Here is a 14,287-nt window from a genome sequence, read left to right on the forward strand (position 1 = left end):
GGACGGCCCGGCGTTCCCGAAGGCCGAGCCCGCCGCGGTGCTGGACGGCGCCGCCCACCCGCGGGTGGGGCACGGCGCTTCACGACTCTCCAGGAACTCGAACCAGACCACCTTGCCCGCGCCCACCGGCTGCCACCCCCAGGCGTGCGCCAACGCCTCCACCAACAACAGTCCGCGCCCACCGCACGATTCGGCGTCACGCTCCTGTCGCGGGAGCACCACGGACCCATCGGCGACCTCCACCCGCAACCGTCCGGCACGACGCCGGACGGTCACCACGCAGCGCTCCGCGGTGTGCACCAGCGCGTTCGCGATCACCTCGCTCGCACAGAGTTCCACGTCCTGGAGCGCATCGGGTGGGAGCGGCACACCCCAGTCACGCACGATCGCCATCACCATCCGCCGCGCCGCCGGTACCGCCTCCACCCCCGGCGGTACACCCCACTCCAACGGAACCGGAAACCGCGCGGTGCCGAGCGGACTGACGATCATGTTCCACCCCGTTGCTCCTCCATCGCTCCGGGTGGATCGGAGCGCCAACGGCCCTCCGATCCACCCACGGGGTAGTGGCCGCCGGTGGACGACGGCGAGAAGAAACTCCATCAGTCGCACTCAGCAACTGAGTCGCGACCCAAAGTAGTCACAGAGAATCTGCGAGTCAAGAAGACCTGCTACTCGCAGTCCTTCATCGAGTCGTGCAAGACTCAGCCGATACAGGAAGGGGAGTTCCATGGGATTCGGTCTTGTTGTGCGCTTCGTCGCTCGCGACGCGGCGGCGGCCCAGGCCTTCGACGAGCTGGCGGGGGAGGCGCTCGAAGGGATTCGTTCCGAGGAGCCCGGCACCCTCGTCTACGTCAACCACGCGGTGCCGGAGGAACCACACGTTCGAGTCTTCTACGAGCTGTACGCCGACCGCGAAGCGTTCGAGGCGCATGAACGCCAACCGCACGTCCGCCGGTTCCTGGCAGAGCGTGGCCAGTACCTCGAATCGTTCGAGGTCACGTTCCTGGACGAGATCGCCGGCAAGGGCTCGTCCGGCGACCCGGCCGCCCGGTGAGCCCTGAGGAGCGGCGGGCCTTCGGCGCCCGGGTCGCCCAGCTCCGTAAGAGTCGCGGACTGAAGCAGGAACAACTCGCCGCTGCCATCAGCCGAACCGCCAGCTGGGTGTCGCAGGTCGAGCGGGGTGTTCAGCCGGTAGTCCGCCTCGACGTCCTCCAGTTGCTGGCGAACGGCCTCGGCGTGTCCGTTCAGACGCTGCGGCCCGAGGCGCCCTCGCCCGCTGCACCCGCGCTCTCGACCGGGGACCGGTCCAACGACCTTGACCTGGTGCGGCTGTCGCTCTCGGGGCATCCAGCTCTCGATCTGCTGCTCGGTGAGAGCGTCCTGCCGGAAGATCCCGACCTCGACGAGCTCACCGTCGCCGTCCAGGACCTCTGGGACCTGACACACAGCGCGCGATTCGCCGAGTTGAGTACGGCCATCGCCGATGTCATGCCACGACTGGAAAGGGCATCACGGACGGTGGCCCCGGCAGCACGCCCAGCGGTCCACATCCTCCTCAGCCAGGCCTACCAGGCTGTCGCAGCCGCGTTCGTCCGCCAGGACGAAGCCGATGCGGCGTGGGTGGCAGCCGATCGAGCCGTCCAAGCGGCCGAGAAGTCCGGGCAGCCCCTGCACGTGTTCGCCGGCATCTATCGGCTGGCCCACGCGTTCGTCCGGCTACAGCGACTGGACCAGGCAGAACACGCAGCCGGAGGTGCGGTGGCCGCCCTGCGGTCATACGTCTCGACAACCGACCCGCCGCCGGAGGCGCTCTCCGTACTCGGCGCTCTCCACCTGGTTCTCGCGTTGGCCGCGGCTCGCGCCGGCCAACGCGACCGGGCACGGAACGAACTCGACGACGCCCGCGCGGTCGCGGCTCGACTCGGCGAGGACCGCAACGACTTCCATCTGGAGTTCGGCCCCACCAATGTCGAGATCCAGGCCGTCTCGACGGCCGTCGACCTCGGCGACGCGGGCGAGGCCCTGGACCTGGGCCACCGCATCGACGCCGGGCGACTCTCGCCCGAGCGGAGGTCCAGGCTCCTGATCGACCTCGGAAGAGCGCACGCGCAGAGGCGCCACCTCGGCGAGGCCCTCGACTGCCTGCTGCGCGCCGAGGAGCTGGCCCCGGAGAACGTCCGGGCCTACGTGGCGGCACGGGAGACCATCCGTGAACTCATCCTCGTCGCAGGCCGAAGCGCACCACCGGAGCTGGTGAAGCTCGCCAAACGCACGAACGCGGCGGGGTGACGGGATCACGGGCCATCGCGGGCTGACCATCGAGGTCGAGGATCCGGTCAGGCGGCTGCCGGCGGACGCGCACTCGACGGGTGATCCGAGCCGGCTGACCGTCGCCTCCCGCATCGCGGACGGCGCCCGCAGATGAACGGCCGACGGCCCCGGACCGCACGCGGTCCGGGGCCGTCGCACCACCGCCCGCGCCGGGTCAGGCCGCGGTGGCCGCCGCGAAGCGGGTGGAGACGTCCTGCCAGTTGACGACGTCCCAGAGCTTGGTGACGTAGTCCGGGCGGACGTTGCGGTACTGCAGGTAGTACGCGTGCTCCCAGGCGTCGAAGGCGAGCAGCGGGGTGGTGCCCTGGCCGACGTTGCCGTGGTGGTCGTAGACCTGCTCGACGATCAGGCGCTTGCCCAGCGGCTCCCAGGAGAGGATGCCCCAGCCGGAGCCCTGGACGCCGGTGGTGGCGGTGGTGAGCTGCTTCTTGAAGGCCTCGAAGCCGCCGAAGTGCTCGGTGATGGCGTCGGCCAGCGCGCCCTCGGGGCGGTCGCCGCCCTCCGGCGAGAGGTTCTCCCAGAAGAGCGAGTGCAGCACGTGGCCGGACAGGTGGAAGGCGAAGGTCTTCTGCAGGCCGACCAAGCCGCCGAACTGCTCCTTGTCGCGCGCCTCGGCGAGCTGCTCCAGGGTGTCGTTGGCGCCCTTGACGTACGCCGCGTGGTGCTTCGAGTGGTGCAGCTCCAGGATCTCTGCGGACATCGCCCGCTCCAGCGCGGAGTAGTCGTACGGCAGGTCGGGAAGCGTGTAGGTGCCCATCAGGACACGGCCCCTTTCGGCGAGTTCAACGATGACGATCGTGCCGGAAACACACTATTGCGTATCAGTTGCAGAAACGAAGCATGGGCTCCTGCATATTCCTCACACCCCGAGGGATACCCCCTGCCACACCTATTGCACAATGGTCGCAACTGCGTAACCAGTGCAGTACTAGTCGGAGCAACGAAGGTCGGGTGGACGAGGGTGGCCGGATCGCCGGTGGTGCTGGGGATCGAATCGTCCTGCGACGAGACCGGCGCCGGTCTGGTGCGCGACGGCGTCCTGCTGGGCCAGGCGGTGGCGTCCAGCATGGACGAGCACGCCCGCTTCGGCGGCGTGGTGCCCGAGATCGCCGCCCGCGCGCACGTGCACGCGATGGCGCCGGTGGTCCGCGAGGCGCTCGACCGGGCCGGGCTCACCCTCGCCGACGTCGGCGCCGTCGCCGTGACGGCCGGACCCGGGCTCTCCGGCGCGCTCCAGGTCGGCGTGGCCGCCGCCAAGGGGTACGCCTTCTCGCTCGGCGTCCCGCTCTACGGGGTCCACCACCTGGCCGGGCACGTCGCCGCCGCGACACTGGACGGCGGGCCGCTGCCGAACCCCTGTGTGGTGCTGATCGTCTCCGGCGGCCACACCTCCCTGCTGCTGGTCCGCGACCTCGCCGGGGACCGGATCGTCCACCTCGGCGACACGCTGGACGACGCGGCCGGCGAGTGCTTCGACAAGGTCGCCCGGATCCTCGGCCTGCCCTACCCCGGCGGCCCCGCCGTCGACCGCGCCGCCCGCGACGGCGACCCGCGCGCCGTCCGGCTGCCGCGCCCGCTCACCGGGCCGCATGACGACCCGTACGCGTTCTCCTTCTCCGGCCTCAAGACCGCCGCCGCCCGCTGGGTCGAGGCGCGGCGCGCCACCGGCGGCGAGCCGAACGTCCCCGACGCGGCCGCCGCGCTCCAGGAGGCGATCGCCGACGTGCTGACCCGCAAGGCCGTCCGCGCCTGCACCGACCACGGCATCACCACCCTGGTGGTGGTCGGCGGCGTCGCGGCCAACTCCCGCGTCCGGGAGCTGGCCGAGCGGCGCTGCGCCTCGGCCGGGATCACCCTGCGGGTGCCGCCGCTGCGGCTGTGCACCGACAACGGCGCGATGGTCGCCGCCATCGGCGACCTGCTGGTGCGGGCGGGCGCCGCTCCGGCGCCGGCCGACCTCTCGATCGACCCGTCCGCCCCGCTGGAGTTCGCGGCGCTCACCCCGCTCGCGGTGACCCGAGCCGCCTGACCCGCTCCCTCCGCGCCGCCCCTGCCCCGACCGCCTCCTGACAACGTTTCGGTTGCGGCGGGGGGCAATCCGATCCGGGGTCTTCCCGCCGCCGTGCGACATGTGCCATTTTACATGTCACACATCGGCGGTCGCGTCCCCAACAACGCGGCCACGAACGGCCCTGGAGGCCCCCACAGATGCGTCCCTCCCGGATATCCAAGGCCACCCTGCGCAGAGTGCCCGCACTCGGCGCGGCCTTCTTCCTCGCGCTCGGCCTGTTCGCCCCCCAGAGCCACGCCGCCCCGGTCGGCCCGGCCGCGCCCGCCAAGGCCGCCGCCGGAGCCACCCCGGCGGCCGCGCCGAAGGCGATCCCGGTGCCCAAGTCCCCCGACGCGAGCACCGGCGACCGCCCGCTCGCCGCCGAGAGCACCGGAAGGGCGAGCACCGCCCACCCGGCCACCGAGGCCGCGCCGGCCGCCGACGGCAAGAGCGCCAAGCAGCTCTCCGCGGCTCCGGCGGCCGTCGACTGCAACCTCTCCGGTGTGCTCGGCGCCTCGGGCGGCGCACTGGTCCAGCAGCTCACCGCGCTCCCCGACGTGACCTGCACCTACCCGCTGTTCAACCTCACCGGGGCGGACGCGGGCAAGGTCTTCCGCGAGGCCCAGATGGTGACCGTCGCCGACGCGCTGCGCACCGCCTCGGCCGGCTACGCGGGCAACAACAGCGCCTCGATCGGCCAGCTGGTGATGTTCCTGCGGGCCGGCTACTACGTGCAGGAGAACAACGCCGCCTCCGTCGGCGGCTACGGCGCCCCGCTGCAGACCTCGATCCGCGGCGCGCTGGACGCCTTCTTCGCCGCCCCGCACAGCCAGGACGTCACCGAGGCCAACGGCGCCACCCTCAACGAGGCCGTCACGCTGATCGACAGCTCGCACGAGAACGGCCGGTACGCCGGCGTCGTCAAGCGGCTGCTCGCCGGCTACACCAGCACCTGGCCGGCCTCGATGGACCTCGCCGTGCAGCACGTCGAGTGGGTCATCGAGAGCGGCTTCGACCTGGAGCACGGCGACCGCGGCTTCGTCGCCGCCCTCCAGGCCGACCCGTCGATCGCCACCGCCTGGGCCGGCTTCGTCACCCGCAACGGCGCGATGCTCAACGGCGGTGACGTCGTCACCCGGATCGGCATGCAGCTCGGCAACCTGGTCGCCGTGGACGGCCTCCGGGCCCAGGGCCGCCCCCTGGTCAAGGACCTGATCAACCGCTACCCGCTGGTCGGCGCCACCGGCCCGCTCACCATGAACCTGGTCTGGTTCACCGAGAAGAAGGACGCCGGCAACTGCACCGTCTACGGCACCTGTGACCTGCCGAAGCGGCTCGTCCCGCTGGTGCTCACCGTCGACCACACCTGCAACGCCAACCTGCGCATCCGCGCCCAGGACATGACGGCCCAGCAACTGGCCGACACCTGCACCAGCCTGGTCAACGAGGACGCCGCCTTCCACAAGGTCATCAAGGACAACGGCCCGATCCCCGGCGACCTGAACACCAGCCTGGAGGTCGTCGCCTTCGACGACTACTACAACTACTCGCTGTACGCCTGGCTCATGTACAACATCGCGGTCGACAACGGCGGCATGTACGAGGAGGGCAACCCGGCCGCGGCCGGCAACCAGGCCCGCTTCATCGCCCACGAGGCCGACTGGCTGCGCCCCGCCTTCCAGATCTGGAACCTCAACCACGAGTACACCCACTACCTCGACGGCCGCTACAACATGGCCGGTGACTTCGAGGCCGGGATGACCACCCCGACCATCTGGTGGGTCGAGGGCATCGCCGAGTACATCTCGTACAGCTACCGCGGCGAGCGCTACGCCGCCGCCATCACCGAGGCCGGCAAGGGCACCTACAAGCTGAGCACCCTCTTCGACACCACCTACGACAACGCCGACTCGACGCGGATCTACAACTGGGGCTACCTGGCCGTCCGGTACATGCTCCAGTCGCACCCGCAGGACGTCAACGCGCTGCTCGCCAAGTACCGGGTCGGCGACTGGGCCGGCGCCCGCACCCTGCTCACCTCCACCATCGGCACCCGGTACGACGCCGACTTCGCGAGCTGGCTGACCGCCTGCGCGGCCGACAACTGCGGCACCCTGCCCGCCGACCGGGCCCCGCTCTGCGGCGCCGCCGACACCCGCCAGTTCGACAAGAACTGCCGCCGGGACAACGTCGCCGCCGCCACCGGCAACTACAGCTACAGCTTCCTGTACCTGCCCGCCGGCGTGAAGCAGCTGACCGTCACCACCACCGGCGGCTCCGGCAACGCCGACCTGTACTACAACGGCGGCAGCTGGGCCACCACCGGCTCCTACCTGGCGAAGTCCGCCAACGCCGGGAACGGCGAGACGCTGACGATCACCAACCCGCCGTCCGGCTGGGTCTACTTCAGCCTCTACGCCCAGCAGGGCTTCAACGGCGCCACCGTCACCACGCAGTACCAGTAGGCACCGGGCGGTACCGGTAGGCACCACGCAGTAGGCACCGCTCGCACCCGGCACGGCCGGCGAAGGGCCCCGCTCCCGGCGGGGCCCTTCGCCACGCCCCGGCACCGGCCGTCAGGCCCCGGCCGGCCCGGCGGACCAGGCGACCAGCGGCGGCCGGACGGCGGCGCAGAGCGGGTGCCCCTTGACGTCGGTCAGCCCGAGCCGGGCCACCAGGGTGCCGCCGCGCACGGCCGCGTCGGCGGTGTCCGGATCGACCGCCGCCAGCATCAGCTTGGCCCGGCGGAACATCGTGAAGCCCTCCGGCCCGGCCGCGACCCCGTCCGTGCGGCCGCTCGCGATCCAGGAGAGGTAGACGAACCGCGCCCCCGGACCGCCCTGGACGTAGGGGCCGAGCAGGTCCACTCCCGACGGGAGCGGCTTCGCGGTGCACTCCAGGGTCCAGGCCGCCCGGGCCGCGTCGCCCGGCTGCGGGTCGAGCAACTCGCCCGGCCGGCCGCGCCGTTGCACGGCGACATGGATGTCCTGGTAGCCCGGGAACCCCGGCGCCGCGGGGCAGCTGCGCCCCGGGAGGCCGGTGGCCTCGATCCTGATCCGCACGCTCGTGTTCGCCATGCGCACCATCCTCGCGCGCCGGACCGGCCCGGCGTCCGCACCGGGGCGGGGGGCCGCGGGGACACCCGCATTCCTGTGGCAGGCCCGCCCGCCCGCCGTCAGGATGGGAGGCCAGGAAACACAGCCCCGACCCGATCGGACCGCGATGACCGACCAGCACAACGTCGTCCTGCTCACCTTCCCGGACCCGTCCGCCTGCCGGCCCGCGTTCGAGGAGGCCGAGCACCTGCCCGGACTCCGGCAGGCCGCCGTCCTGGAGCGCTCCGCCGACGGCCTGCTGGAGACCAAGGACGGCTACGCGCGCGGGGCCGGGGTGGCCACGGTGGGGTCGGGCGTGGTCGGCGGCCTGATCGGGCTGCTCGGCGGGCCGATCGGCTCGCTGCTCGGGTTCGCGGCCGGCGCGGCGCTCGGCAACGCCGCCGAGGAGGGCCGCGCCGCCACCGGCGGGGCCGGGCTGATCGTGCTCTCGCCGCGGGTGCCCGACGGAGCGGCGGTGCTGGTGCTGGACATCCGCGAGGCGTCCCCGGCCGCCGCCGACGAGTTCGCCGCCCGGCACGGGGCGACGGTCGAGCGGATCGACGCGGAGGACTTCGCCGGGCAGGTCCGCGCCGCCGAGGAGCGCGCCGAGACCCCGGCGGACGACGGGCCGGACGGCCCCGGCACGGACGGCGGGCCGGGCGCGGCGGACGGGCCGCAGCGGGCGGGCGACGCCGGGGCCTGACGGCGGCCCGCGCTACGGCGCGGGGCGGACGATCCGCCGGACCAGCTCCGCCGTCCACTCCACGTACTCGATCTCGGCGCCGTCGGCGTGCCGGGCGTAGAGGAAGCGGCCGGTCGGCGCGGGCGTCTCGGGGGTGGTGATCACCGCCCCGGCGGCCAGCAGGGTGGCCCGGAGCTCGTCCAGGTCGGTGACCACGACGGTCGCGGTGGCGTGCGCGTACCGGGCGCGCTCCCCGGCCGTCCCGGCGATCACCAGGAAGTCCCCGACGGCCGCCAACTCGACGGCCTCGAAGCCCAGTCGCAGGTCGGGCTCGGCGCCGGTGAGCGTCCGCAGCAGCGGCAGGGCCTCGTCGAGGCTGTCCACCCAGAGGCGGGCGTAGGTCTTCAGGATGGCCATGGGTGCTCCGAATCGTCCGGACCGCGGCGGCACTCGCCGCCGATCGCCCGCTCACCCTAGGCACGGGAGGCGCGGGCGGAGAAGAACGCACTTTCCGGTGACCGGGGCACCTTCCGGTGACCGACCCCCCGTCACGGACCGGCCGGGCGCGGGACCACGGCCGCGGGGTGCGGCGGCTCAGTCGTGCTGCCCTCAGTCGTGCGGTGGCTCAGTCGTGCGGCGGCAGCCCGCTGATCTGGTGGTCGGCGACGTTGAGCGCCTCGTTGACCAGCCGGCGCAGATGCCCGTGCCGCAGGGCGTAGACCACCCGCCGCCCGTCCTTGCGGGTGGTGACCAGGCCCGCCAGCCGGAGCTTGCCCAGGTGCTGGCTGACCGACGGCCGCGCCGCACCGCACGCCTCGGTCAGCGTGGTCACGTCGGCCTCGCCCTCGCCCAGGCGCTGCAGCAGCGCGAGCCGGGTGCGGTCGGCGAGCAGCGCGAGGACGGCGGCGGCGGTCTCCAGCCGCTCGTCGCCGGGCGGGCGCTTCGCGTCGTCCGGCCGCGGCCCGCCGACCGGCTGTTGCGACCGATGTGCACCTGACAGCCGCACGCTCCCGCTCATGGCCACATCGTAGAGCGCTCACCCGTTCGCGCGCGGCGCGGGACGGCGGCACGGGCGGCTGTGCGGACGGCGGCGCCCTCGGGGCCGCCGGCGGCCTCACCGCTCCCGCAGGTCCACCACCCGGCGGATCTTCCCCACCGAACGCTCCAGGGTGTACGGCTCCACCACGTCGACCTCCACGGTGACGCCGACGCCGTCCTTCACGCCCCGGGCGATCGCCGCGGCGGCGGCCTCGCGCTGCTCGGGCGCGGCGTCCGGGCGGGCCTCGACCCGGACCGCCATCCGGTCCAGCCGGCCCTGCCGGGTGAGCCGGAGCTGGAAGTGCGGCGCCACGGCGGGGGTGCGCAGCAGGATCTCCTCGATCTGGGTCGGGAAGACGTTCACCCCCCGCAGGATGATCATGTCGTCGCAGCGGCCGGTGACCTTCGCCATCCGCCGGAAGGCGGGCCGGGCCGTCCCCGGCAGCAGCCGGGTGAGGTCGCCGGTGCGGTACCGGACGACCGGCAGCGCCTCCTTGGTCAGCGAGGTGAACACGATCTCGCCGCTCTCGCCGTCGGGCAGCACCCGGTCGGTGAGCGGGTCGACCACCTCCGGGTAGAAGTGGTCCTCCCAGATGTGCAGCCCGTCCTTGGTCTCCACGCACTCCTGGGCGATGCCCGGGCCCATCACCTCGGAGAGGCCGTAGATGTCGACGGCGTGGATGTCCATCCGCTCCTCGATCTCGTGGCGCATCGCCTCCGTCCACGGCTCGGCGCCGAAGATGCCGACCCGCAGCGAGGTGCTCCGCGGATCGACGCCCTGCTTCTCGAACTCGTCGAGCAGGGTGAGCAGGTAGGAGGGGGTGACCATGATGATCTCGGGCCGGAAGTCCTGGATGATCTGCACCTGCCGGGCCGTCATCCCGCCCGAAGCGGGGATCACCGTGCAGCCCGCCCGCTCGGCGCCGTAGTGGGCGCCGAGACCGCCGGTGAACAGCCCGTACCCGTAGGCGACGTGCACCTTGTGGCCGCGCCGGCCGCCGGCCGCCCGGATGGAGCGGGCCACCACGTCGGCCCAGACCGAGAGGTCGTGCTCGGTGTACCCGACCACGGTGGGCCGGCCGGTGGTGCCGCTGGACGCGTGGATCCGGCGGACCTCCTCCACCGGGACGGCGAACATCCCGAAGGGGTAGCTCTCCCGCAGGTCGGCCTTGGTGGTGAAGGGGAACCGGGCGAGGTCACCGAGCGTGCGGCAGTCCTCGGGGGCCACCCCGGCCGCGTCGAACTTGCGCCGGTACAGCTCGACGTGGTCGTACGCGTGGCGCAGGGTGGCCCGCAGCTGCCGCAGCTGGTGCTCGGCCAGCTCCCCGGCGGTCATCCGCTCCCCGGCGTCGAGCAGCTCGGCCGGGAGCGGCTCCCCCCGGCGCCCGCCCGGCGGGTTCGGGCCGGTCGTTCCTGCGCTCATCGCGTCTCCTCCGCCGTCTCCGCCCAGCTCAGCCGCCGACCGATCATTCGGTCAGTGTTCGACGGGCCAAGTAATCCAGCACCCGAACCGGCTGTCAAGGGACGCGGCCCCGGGCGGCCGGCGATCCCTCACCAGGTGCGGGCGGCCGCCAGCAGGTGGTCCCGGACCCGGGCCACCCGGCCGTCCGGGTCGGCGCCGGGGCGTTCGACGAGGTAACCGGTGTTGATCGGCGGGTCCTCCGGGTCGTCCAGCAGCACCAGCCGGCCGTCGGCCAGCCGGTCCGCGCAGAGGTAGCGCGGGACGACCGCGAAGCCCGCGCCGGCGGCCACCGCGGCGACCACCCCGCGCAGGTCGGGCACGGTCAGGGCGGCCCGGCAGGCGAGCCGGCGGCCGAACACGTGGCGCCAGTAGCGGCGGACGATCGGCAGGTCCTCGGCGTAGGCGACCAGCGGTACCCCGTGCAGGGCGGCCGGGCCCTCGGCCGCGAGCCGCCCGCCCAGGCGCTCGGCCCAGACCGGCGCGGCGACCAGGACGAACTCCTCGTCGCCCATCGGCACGGCCGACAGGGCGCGCCCGCGCGGTCTGCTCGTCGCGATGACCAGGTCGTGGCGGCCCGCGCGCAGCTCCTCCAGCAGCGGCTCGGTCAGGCCCGCGGTCACCCGCAGCCGCACGCCCCCGGCGACCAGCGGGGCGAGCGCGGGCAGGACGAGCGTGCCGAGCAGTTCGGCGGGCCCGGCCAGGTGGACCGGCTCGCCCTCGGCCTCGGGGCGCGCGCCGGGGCCGGTGGCGGCAGCGAGCGCGTCCAGCGGACCGGCGATCCGGGCGGCGAGTTCGTCGGCGACCGGCGTCGGGGCCACCCCGCGCGGCAGCCGCTCGAACAGCTCGCGCCCGCCCTGGCGCTCCAGCGCCCGGATCTGGGTGGTCACCGTGGGCTGGGAGAGGCCCAGCACCTGGGCGGCGGCCGTGAACGACCCGGCCCGGTGGACGGCCAGGAAGGTGCGCAGCAGGTTCAGGTCGGCGGGCCCGGCCGGCAGCGGTGACGGCACCGGTGGCACGGCGGACTCCTCGGCGTCGGGGCGGTTCACCCGGCAAGCCTATTCCCCGGCACCCATTGGAATGCCTATGGCAGCCATCGGATCAGCCATTGGTGACACCCGGGACACCCGGCCTATCGTCGGGTCCATCGCCGAACTGACGGTCCGGACCGGAAACGTCAGTGCATCCAGGGCGTCAGACCGTCCACCGGGCCCGACGGCCCCTCCCGCAGAGAAGAGCCCCCAGCATGTCGAAGATCCTCTTCGTCCTCACCGGCGCCACCTACTGGACGCTGGCCGACGGCACCCAGCACCCCACCGGCTTCTGGGCCGACGAGGCCGTCGCCCCGTACGAGGCGTTCCGGGCCGCGGGCCACACGGTCACCGTCGCCACCCCGGGCGGGGTGATCCCGACCGTCGACTCGGGCAGCCTGGCCCCCGAGTTCAACGGCGGCGAGGAGGGCGCCGCGAAGGTCGCGGCCGCGCTGGACACCTTCGTGGAGCTGCGCCACCCCGTGCGGCTGGAGGACGTGGACCTCGCCGACTACGACGCCGTCTTCTACCCGGGCGGCCACGGCCCGATGGAGGACCTCGCCGTCGACCCCGTCTCCGGCCGGCTGCTGGTCGCCGCCCTGGCGGCCGGCAAGCCGCTCGGCGTGGTCTGCCACGGACCGGCCGCGCTGCTGGCCGCCGGGCTGCCGGACGGCTCCAACGCCTTCGCCGGCTACCGGCTGACCGGCTTCACCAATGCCGAGGAGACCCAGGCCGGCCTGGCCGGCAACGCGAAGTGGCTCCTCCAGGACCGCCTGGTCGCGGCGGGCGTGGACTTCCAGGAGGGCGAGCCGTGGGCCCCGAAGGTGGTCGTCGACCGCAACCTGGTCACCGGCCAGAACCCGGCCTCCGCCGCCCCGCTCGCCGTCGAGCTGCTGAAGAAGCTGGCCTGACGGCCGTGGCCGCCGACCGGCTGGACGAAGTCCTCGACGCCGCCTACGCCTGCCTCACCCGGTACGGCGTGCGGCGCACCACGATGGACGACATCGCCGGTGCCATGGGCGTGTCCCGATCGGCGGTCTACCAGTACGTCCGGGGCAAGGACGACGCCTTCCGCCGGCTCGCCGAGCGCCTGCACCGGCAGGCGCTCGCGCGGGCCCGGCGGGCCGCCGCCGCGCCGGACGCCCCCCACGCCGAGCGCGTCCGCGGCGTGCTCGCCGCCAAGCTCGACCTCGCCCTGACCCTCGCCGGGGACTCCCCGCACACCGCCGAACTCCTGGACGGCGGGGCCAGGTTGTTCGCCCCCGCGTGTGCCGCCTTCGGCGCCGAGCTGCGGGTCCTGCTCACCGGGCTGTTCACCGAGTCGTTCACCGAGTCGTTCGCCGAGGCCGGACTGCCCGCCGACGCCGCCGCGCCCGCCGGTCCGGGCCGGTCCGCGCGGGTGGGGCCGGCCGAGGCCGCCGAGATCGGCCTCGCCCTGGTGCGCGGCCTGGAGTCCGCGCCGAACGCCCGGCACCTCCTCGGCCCGGCCTCCGACGCGCTCACCGCGGGCCTGCTGCGCCCCTGAACCGGCCCGCGGTGAGCGCGTCGGAGGTCAGGGGGGCTCAGGCGGCCGGGGCGCTCAGGCGGCGACCGGGGGGCCGAACTCGCGGAGGGCGTCGGCCACGATGGCGTCGAGCGTCGCGTGGTGGGCGCCCCGCCAGTAGGCCTGCCCGCAGTCGGTGCACTGCGCGAACGCGTCGTACGACCGCTCGGTGCCGTCCCGGAGCTGGTCCTGCACCGAGGTCTTGGCGACGGTGCGCAGCGTCCCGTTGCAGGTGGTGCACCTGCTCCAGGGGGCGAGCGGGGGCGCGAAGCGCGAGAGCACGTCCCGCAGCTGGTCGGCGGGCCGATGGCTGTAGACGTAGGCGCCCGCCCAGAGTTCGCGGCGGCGCAGCAGGCCGCGGTCGCGCGACAGCAGCACGCGCTGTTCGGCGGCCGAGCGGGCCGCCAGGGCGGCGTCGCCGATGTCCGGGTTCTCGTAGGCGGCGTCGACGCCCAGCAGCCGCAGCCGGCGCGCGAGCGTCCCGAGGTGGACGTCGAGCAGGAACCGGGGCGGCTCGGCCGATGCCTGCGGCCTCCGGACGGCCCGCACCGACACCAGCTCGCCGTCCCCGGGGATGTGCGCGGCGGCCACCGGCCGCCCGTCGACGAGCAGTTCGCCGACCTCGGTGAGCGGGACGCCGAGTGACTCCACCACGTGTCCGAGCGTCGCGGCCCCGTCGGTCCGCAGCGCGGACCGCTCCGCCCGCCGCCCGGCGGGGAGGAAGACGTGCAGGTCGGGGGCGAAGCTCAGCCAGATCTCCGGTCTCTCCACCCGGCCAGCATGCCAGCGTGCGGGCGGTGGCGGCCAGCACTTTTCGACGGCCGCGGCGGGGCCGCCGCGCCGCTGGCCCCGGCCCGCTCGCGGGGAAGCCCGGCCGCTCCCCACCCGTCGGGGAGTGGGGAGCGGCCGGGCGGTGCGGGCGGGCGTCAGCGGAAGGTCCGGAGCCGGAGGCTGTTGCCCACCACGAAGACGGAGGAGAAGGCCATGGTGGCGCCGGCGATCATGGGGTTCAGGAGGCCGGTGGCGGCGAGGGGGAGGGCGGCGAGGTTGTAGCC

Annotated in this window: 15 protein-coding genes; 7 read left to right on the forward strand and 8 right to left on the reverse strand. The window is 73.8% G+C overall.

Annotation, left to right across the window (positions count from 1 at the left end; translation table 11 throughout):
• On the reverse strand, positions 1-492 hold a 492-nt coding region (locus tag ABT263_RS37205), incomplete at its 3' end, for an ATP-binding protein (RefSeq protein WP_352297933.1).
• A gap of 238 nt (positions 493-730) precedes the next feature.
• Between ABT263_RS37205 and ABT263_RS37210 the strand changes: the two genes are divergently transcribed.
• Both ABT263_RS37210 and ABT263_RS37215 read left to right on the forward strand, forming a co-directional pair.
• Entirely contained in the window at positions 731-1,057 is a 327-nt protein-coding gene (locus ABT263_RS37210; RefSeq protein ID WP_352297936.1) for a putative quinol monooxygenase, read from the forward strand.
• Positions 1,054-2,292: a helix-turn-helix domain-containing protein gene (locus ABT263_RS37215; RefSeq protein WP_352297939.1), complete on the forward strand. Its 1,239-nt coding sequence runs from the start codon at positions 1,054-1,056 to the stop codon at positions 2,290-2,292. Before ABT263_RS37210 ends, ABT263_RS37215 begins: the two co-directional genes overlap by 4 nt.
• A gap of 196 nt (positions 2,293-2,488) precedes the next feature.
• On the opposite strand, the gene ABT263_RS37220 is transcribed toward ABT263_RS37215, so the two are convergent.
• Positions 2,489-3,091, reverse strand: a complete 603-nt coding sequence (locus ABT263_RS37220) for a superoxide dismutase (RefSeq protein ID WP_352297941.1) — start codon at positions 3,089-3,091, stop codon at positions 2,489-2,491.
• A gap of 204 nt (positions 3,092-3,295) precedes the next feature.
• Between ABT263_RS37220 and tsaD the strand changes: the two genes are divergently transcribed.
• A complete protein-coding gene (gene tsaD, locus ABT263_RS37225) occupies positions 3,296-4,363 on the forward strand; it encodes a tRNA (adenosine(37)-N6)-threonylcarbamoyltransferase complex transferase subunit TsaD (protein ID WP_352297943.1) in 1,068 nt (355 codons plus the stop codon).
• Positions 4,364-4,542: 179 nt separating this feature from the next.
• On the forward strand, positions 4,543-6,849 hold the full coding sequence (locus ABT263_RS37230) for a M9 family metallopeptidase (RefSeq protein ID WP_352297947.1): 2,307 nt from the start codon (positions 4,543-4,545) through the stop codon (positions 6,847-6,849).
• Between the two features lie 111 nt (positions 6,850-6,960).
• Here ABT263_RS37230 and ABT263_RS37235 read toward each other — a convergent pair whose 3' ends face one another.
• Positions 6,961-7,461 carry a DUF5990 family protein gene (locus ABT263_RS37235; RefSeq protein WP_352297950.1) on the reverse strand — a complete coding sequence of 167 codons (501 nt, stop codon included), beginning with the start codon at positions 7,459-7,461 and terminating at the stop codon, positions 6,961-6,963.
• 145 nt (positions 7,462-7,606) lie between these two features.
• Here ABT263_RS37235 and ABT263_RS37240 point away from each other — a divergent pair, with 145 nt between their 5' ends.
• Entirely contained in the window at positions 7,607-8,182 is a 576-nt protein-coding gene (locus tag ABT263_RS37240) for a histidine kinase (protein ID WP_352297952.1), read from the forward strand.
• Between the two features lie 12 nt (positions 8,183-8,194).
• On the opposite strand, the gene ABT263_RS37245 is transcribed toward ABT263_RS37240, so the two are convergent.
• The 4 genes from ABT263_RS37245 to ABT263_RS37260 form a co-directional block, all read right to left on the reverse strand.
• The gene (locus tag ABT263_RS37245) at positions 8,195-8,578 is read right to left on the reverse strand and encodes a VOC family protein (RefSeq protein ID WP_352297955.1); all 384 of its coding nucleotides are present in this window, start codon (positions 8,576-8,578) and stop codon (positions 8,195-8,197) included.
• A gap of 208 nt (positions 8,579-8,786) precedes the next feature.
• The gene (locus tag ABT263_RS37250; protein WP_352297958.1) at positions 8,787-9,179 is read right to left on the reverse strand and encodes an ArsR/SmtB family transcription factor; all 393 of its coding nucleotides are present in this window, start codon (positions 9,177-9,179) and stop codon (positions 8,787-8,789) included.
• 96 nt (positions 9,180-9,275) lie between these two features.
• Positions 9,276-10,622: a phenylacetate--CoA ligase PaaK gene (gene paaK / locus ABT263_RS37255; RefSeq protein ID WP_352297961.1), complete on the reverse strand. Its 1,347-nt coding sequence runs from the start codon at positions 10,620-10,622 to the stop codon at positions 9,276-9,278.
• Between the two features lie 128 nt (positions 10,623-10,750).
• Positions 10,751-11,656, reverse strand: a complete 906-nt coding sequence (locus ABT263_RS37260; RefSeq protein WP_352297971.1) for a LysR family transcriptional regulator — start codon at positions 11,654-11,656, stop codon at positions 10,751-10,753.
• Between the two features lie 248 nt (positions 11,657-11,904).
• On the opposite strand from ABT263_RS37260, the gene ABT263_RS37265 reads away from it, so the two are divergent.
• Together ABT263_RS37265 and ABT263_RS37270 are read left to right on the forward strand one after the other, a co-directional pair.
• The gene (locus tag ABT263_RS37265) at positions 11,905-12,600 is read left to right on the forward strand and encodes a type 1 glutamine amidotransferase domain-containing protein (RefSeq protein ID WP_352297964.1); all 696 of its coding nucleotides are present in this window, start codon (positions 11,905-11,907) and stop codon (positions 12,598-12,600) included.
• Positions 12,601-12,605: 5 nt separating this feature from the next.
• The gene (locus ABT263_RS37270; RefSeq protein ID WP_352297966.1) at positions 12,606-13,214 is read left to right on the forward strand and encodes a TetR/AcrR family transcriptional regulator; all 609 of its coding nucleotides are present in this window, start codon (positions 12,606-12,608) and stop codon (positions 13,212-13,214) included.
• Between the two features lie 54 nt (positions 13,215-13,268).
• Here the strand turns inward: ABT263_RS37270 and ABT263_RS37275 are convergent, their stop codons facing one another.
• Positions 13,269-14,003, reverse strand: coding sequence for a Mut7-C RNAse domain-containing protein (locus ABT263_RS37275; protein ID WP_352297968.1), 735 nt, complete (start codon positions 14,001-14,003; stop codon positions 13,269-13,271).
• Positions 14,004-14,287: the final 284 nt, after the last annotated feature.

The sequence above is a fragment of the Kitasatospora sp. NPDC001603 genome, assembly GCF_040298365.1.
In the GTDB taxonomy this organism is placed as follows: domain Bacteria; phylum Actinomycetota; class Actinomycetes; order Streptomycetales; family Streptomycetaceae; genus Kitasatospora.

Bases quoted from the DNA above. Each gene is read 5' to 3' on its own strand.
- ABT263_RS37210 (WP_352297936.1), top strand. From the start codon at position 731: ATGGGATTCGGTCTTGTTGTGCGCTTCGTCGCTCGCGACGCGGCGGCG.
- ABT263_RS37220 (WP_352297941.1), bottom strand. From the start codon at position 3,091: ATGGGCACCTACACGCTTCCCGACCTGCCGTACGACTACTCCGCGCTG.
- ABT263_RS37230 (WP_352297947.1), top strand. From the start codon at position 4,543: ATGCGTCCCTCCCGGATATCCAAGGCCACCCTGCGCAGAGTGCCCGCA.
- ABT263_RS37235 (WP_352297950.1), bottom strand. From the start codon at position 7,461: ATGGCGAACACGAGCGTGCGGATCAGGATCGAGGCCACCGGCCTCCCG.
- ABT263_RS37240 (WP_352297952.1), top strand. From the start codon at position 7,607: ATGACCGACCAGCACAACGTCGTCCTGCTCACCTTCCCGGACCCGTCC.
- ABT263_RS37245 (WP_352297955.1), bottom strand. From the start codon at position 8,578: ATGGCCATCCTGAAGACCTACGCCCGCCTCTGGGTGGACAGCCTCGAC.
- ABT263_RS37250 (WP_352297958.1), bottom strand. From the start codon at position 9,179: ATGAGCGGGAGCGTGCGGCTGTCAGGTGCACATCGGTCGCAACAGCCG.
- paaK (WP_352297961.1), bottom strand. From the start codon at position 10,622: ATGAGCGCAGGAACGACCGGCCCGAACCCGCCGGGCGGGCGCCGGGGG.
- ABT263_RS37265 (WP_352297964.1), top strand. From the start codon at position 11,905: ATGTCGAAGATCCTCTTCGTCCTCACCGGCGCCACCTACTGGACGCTG.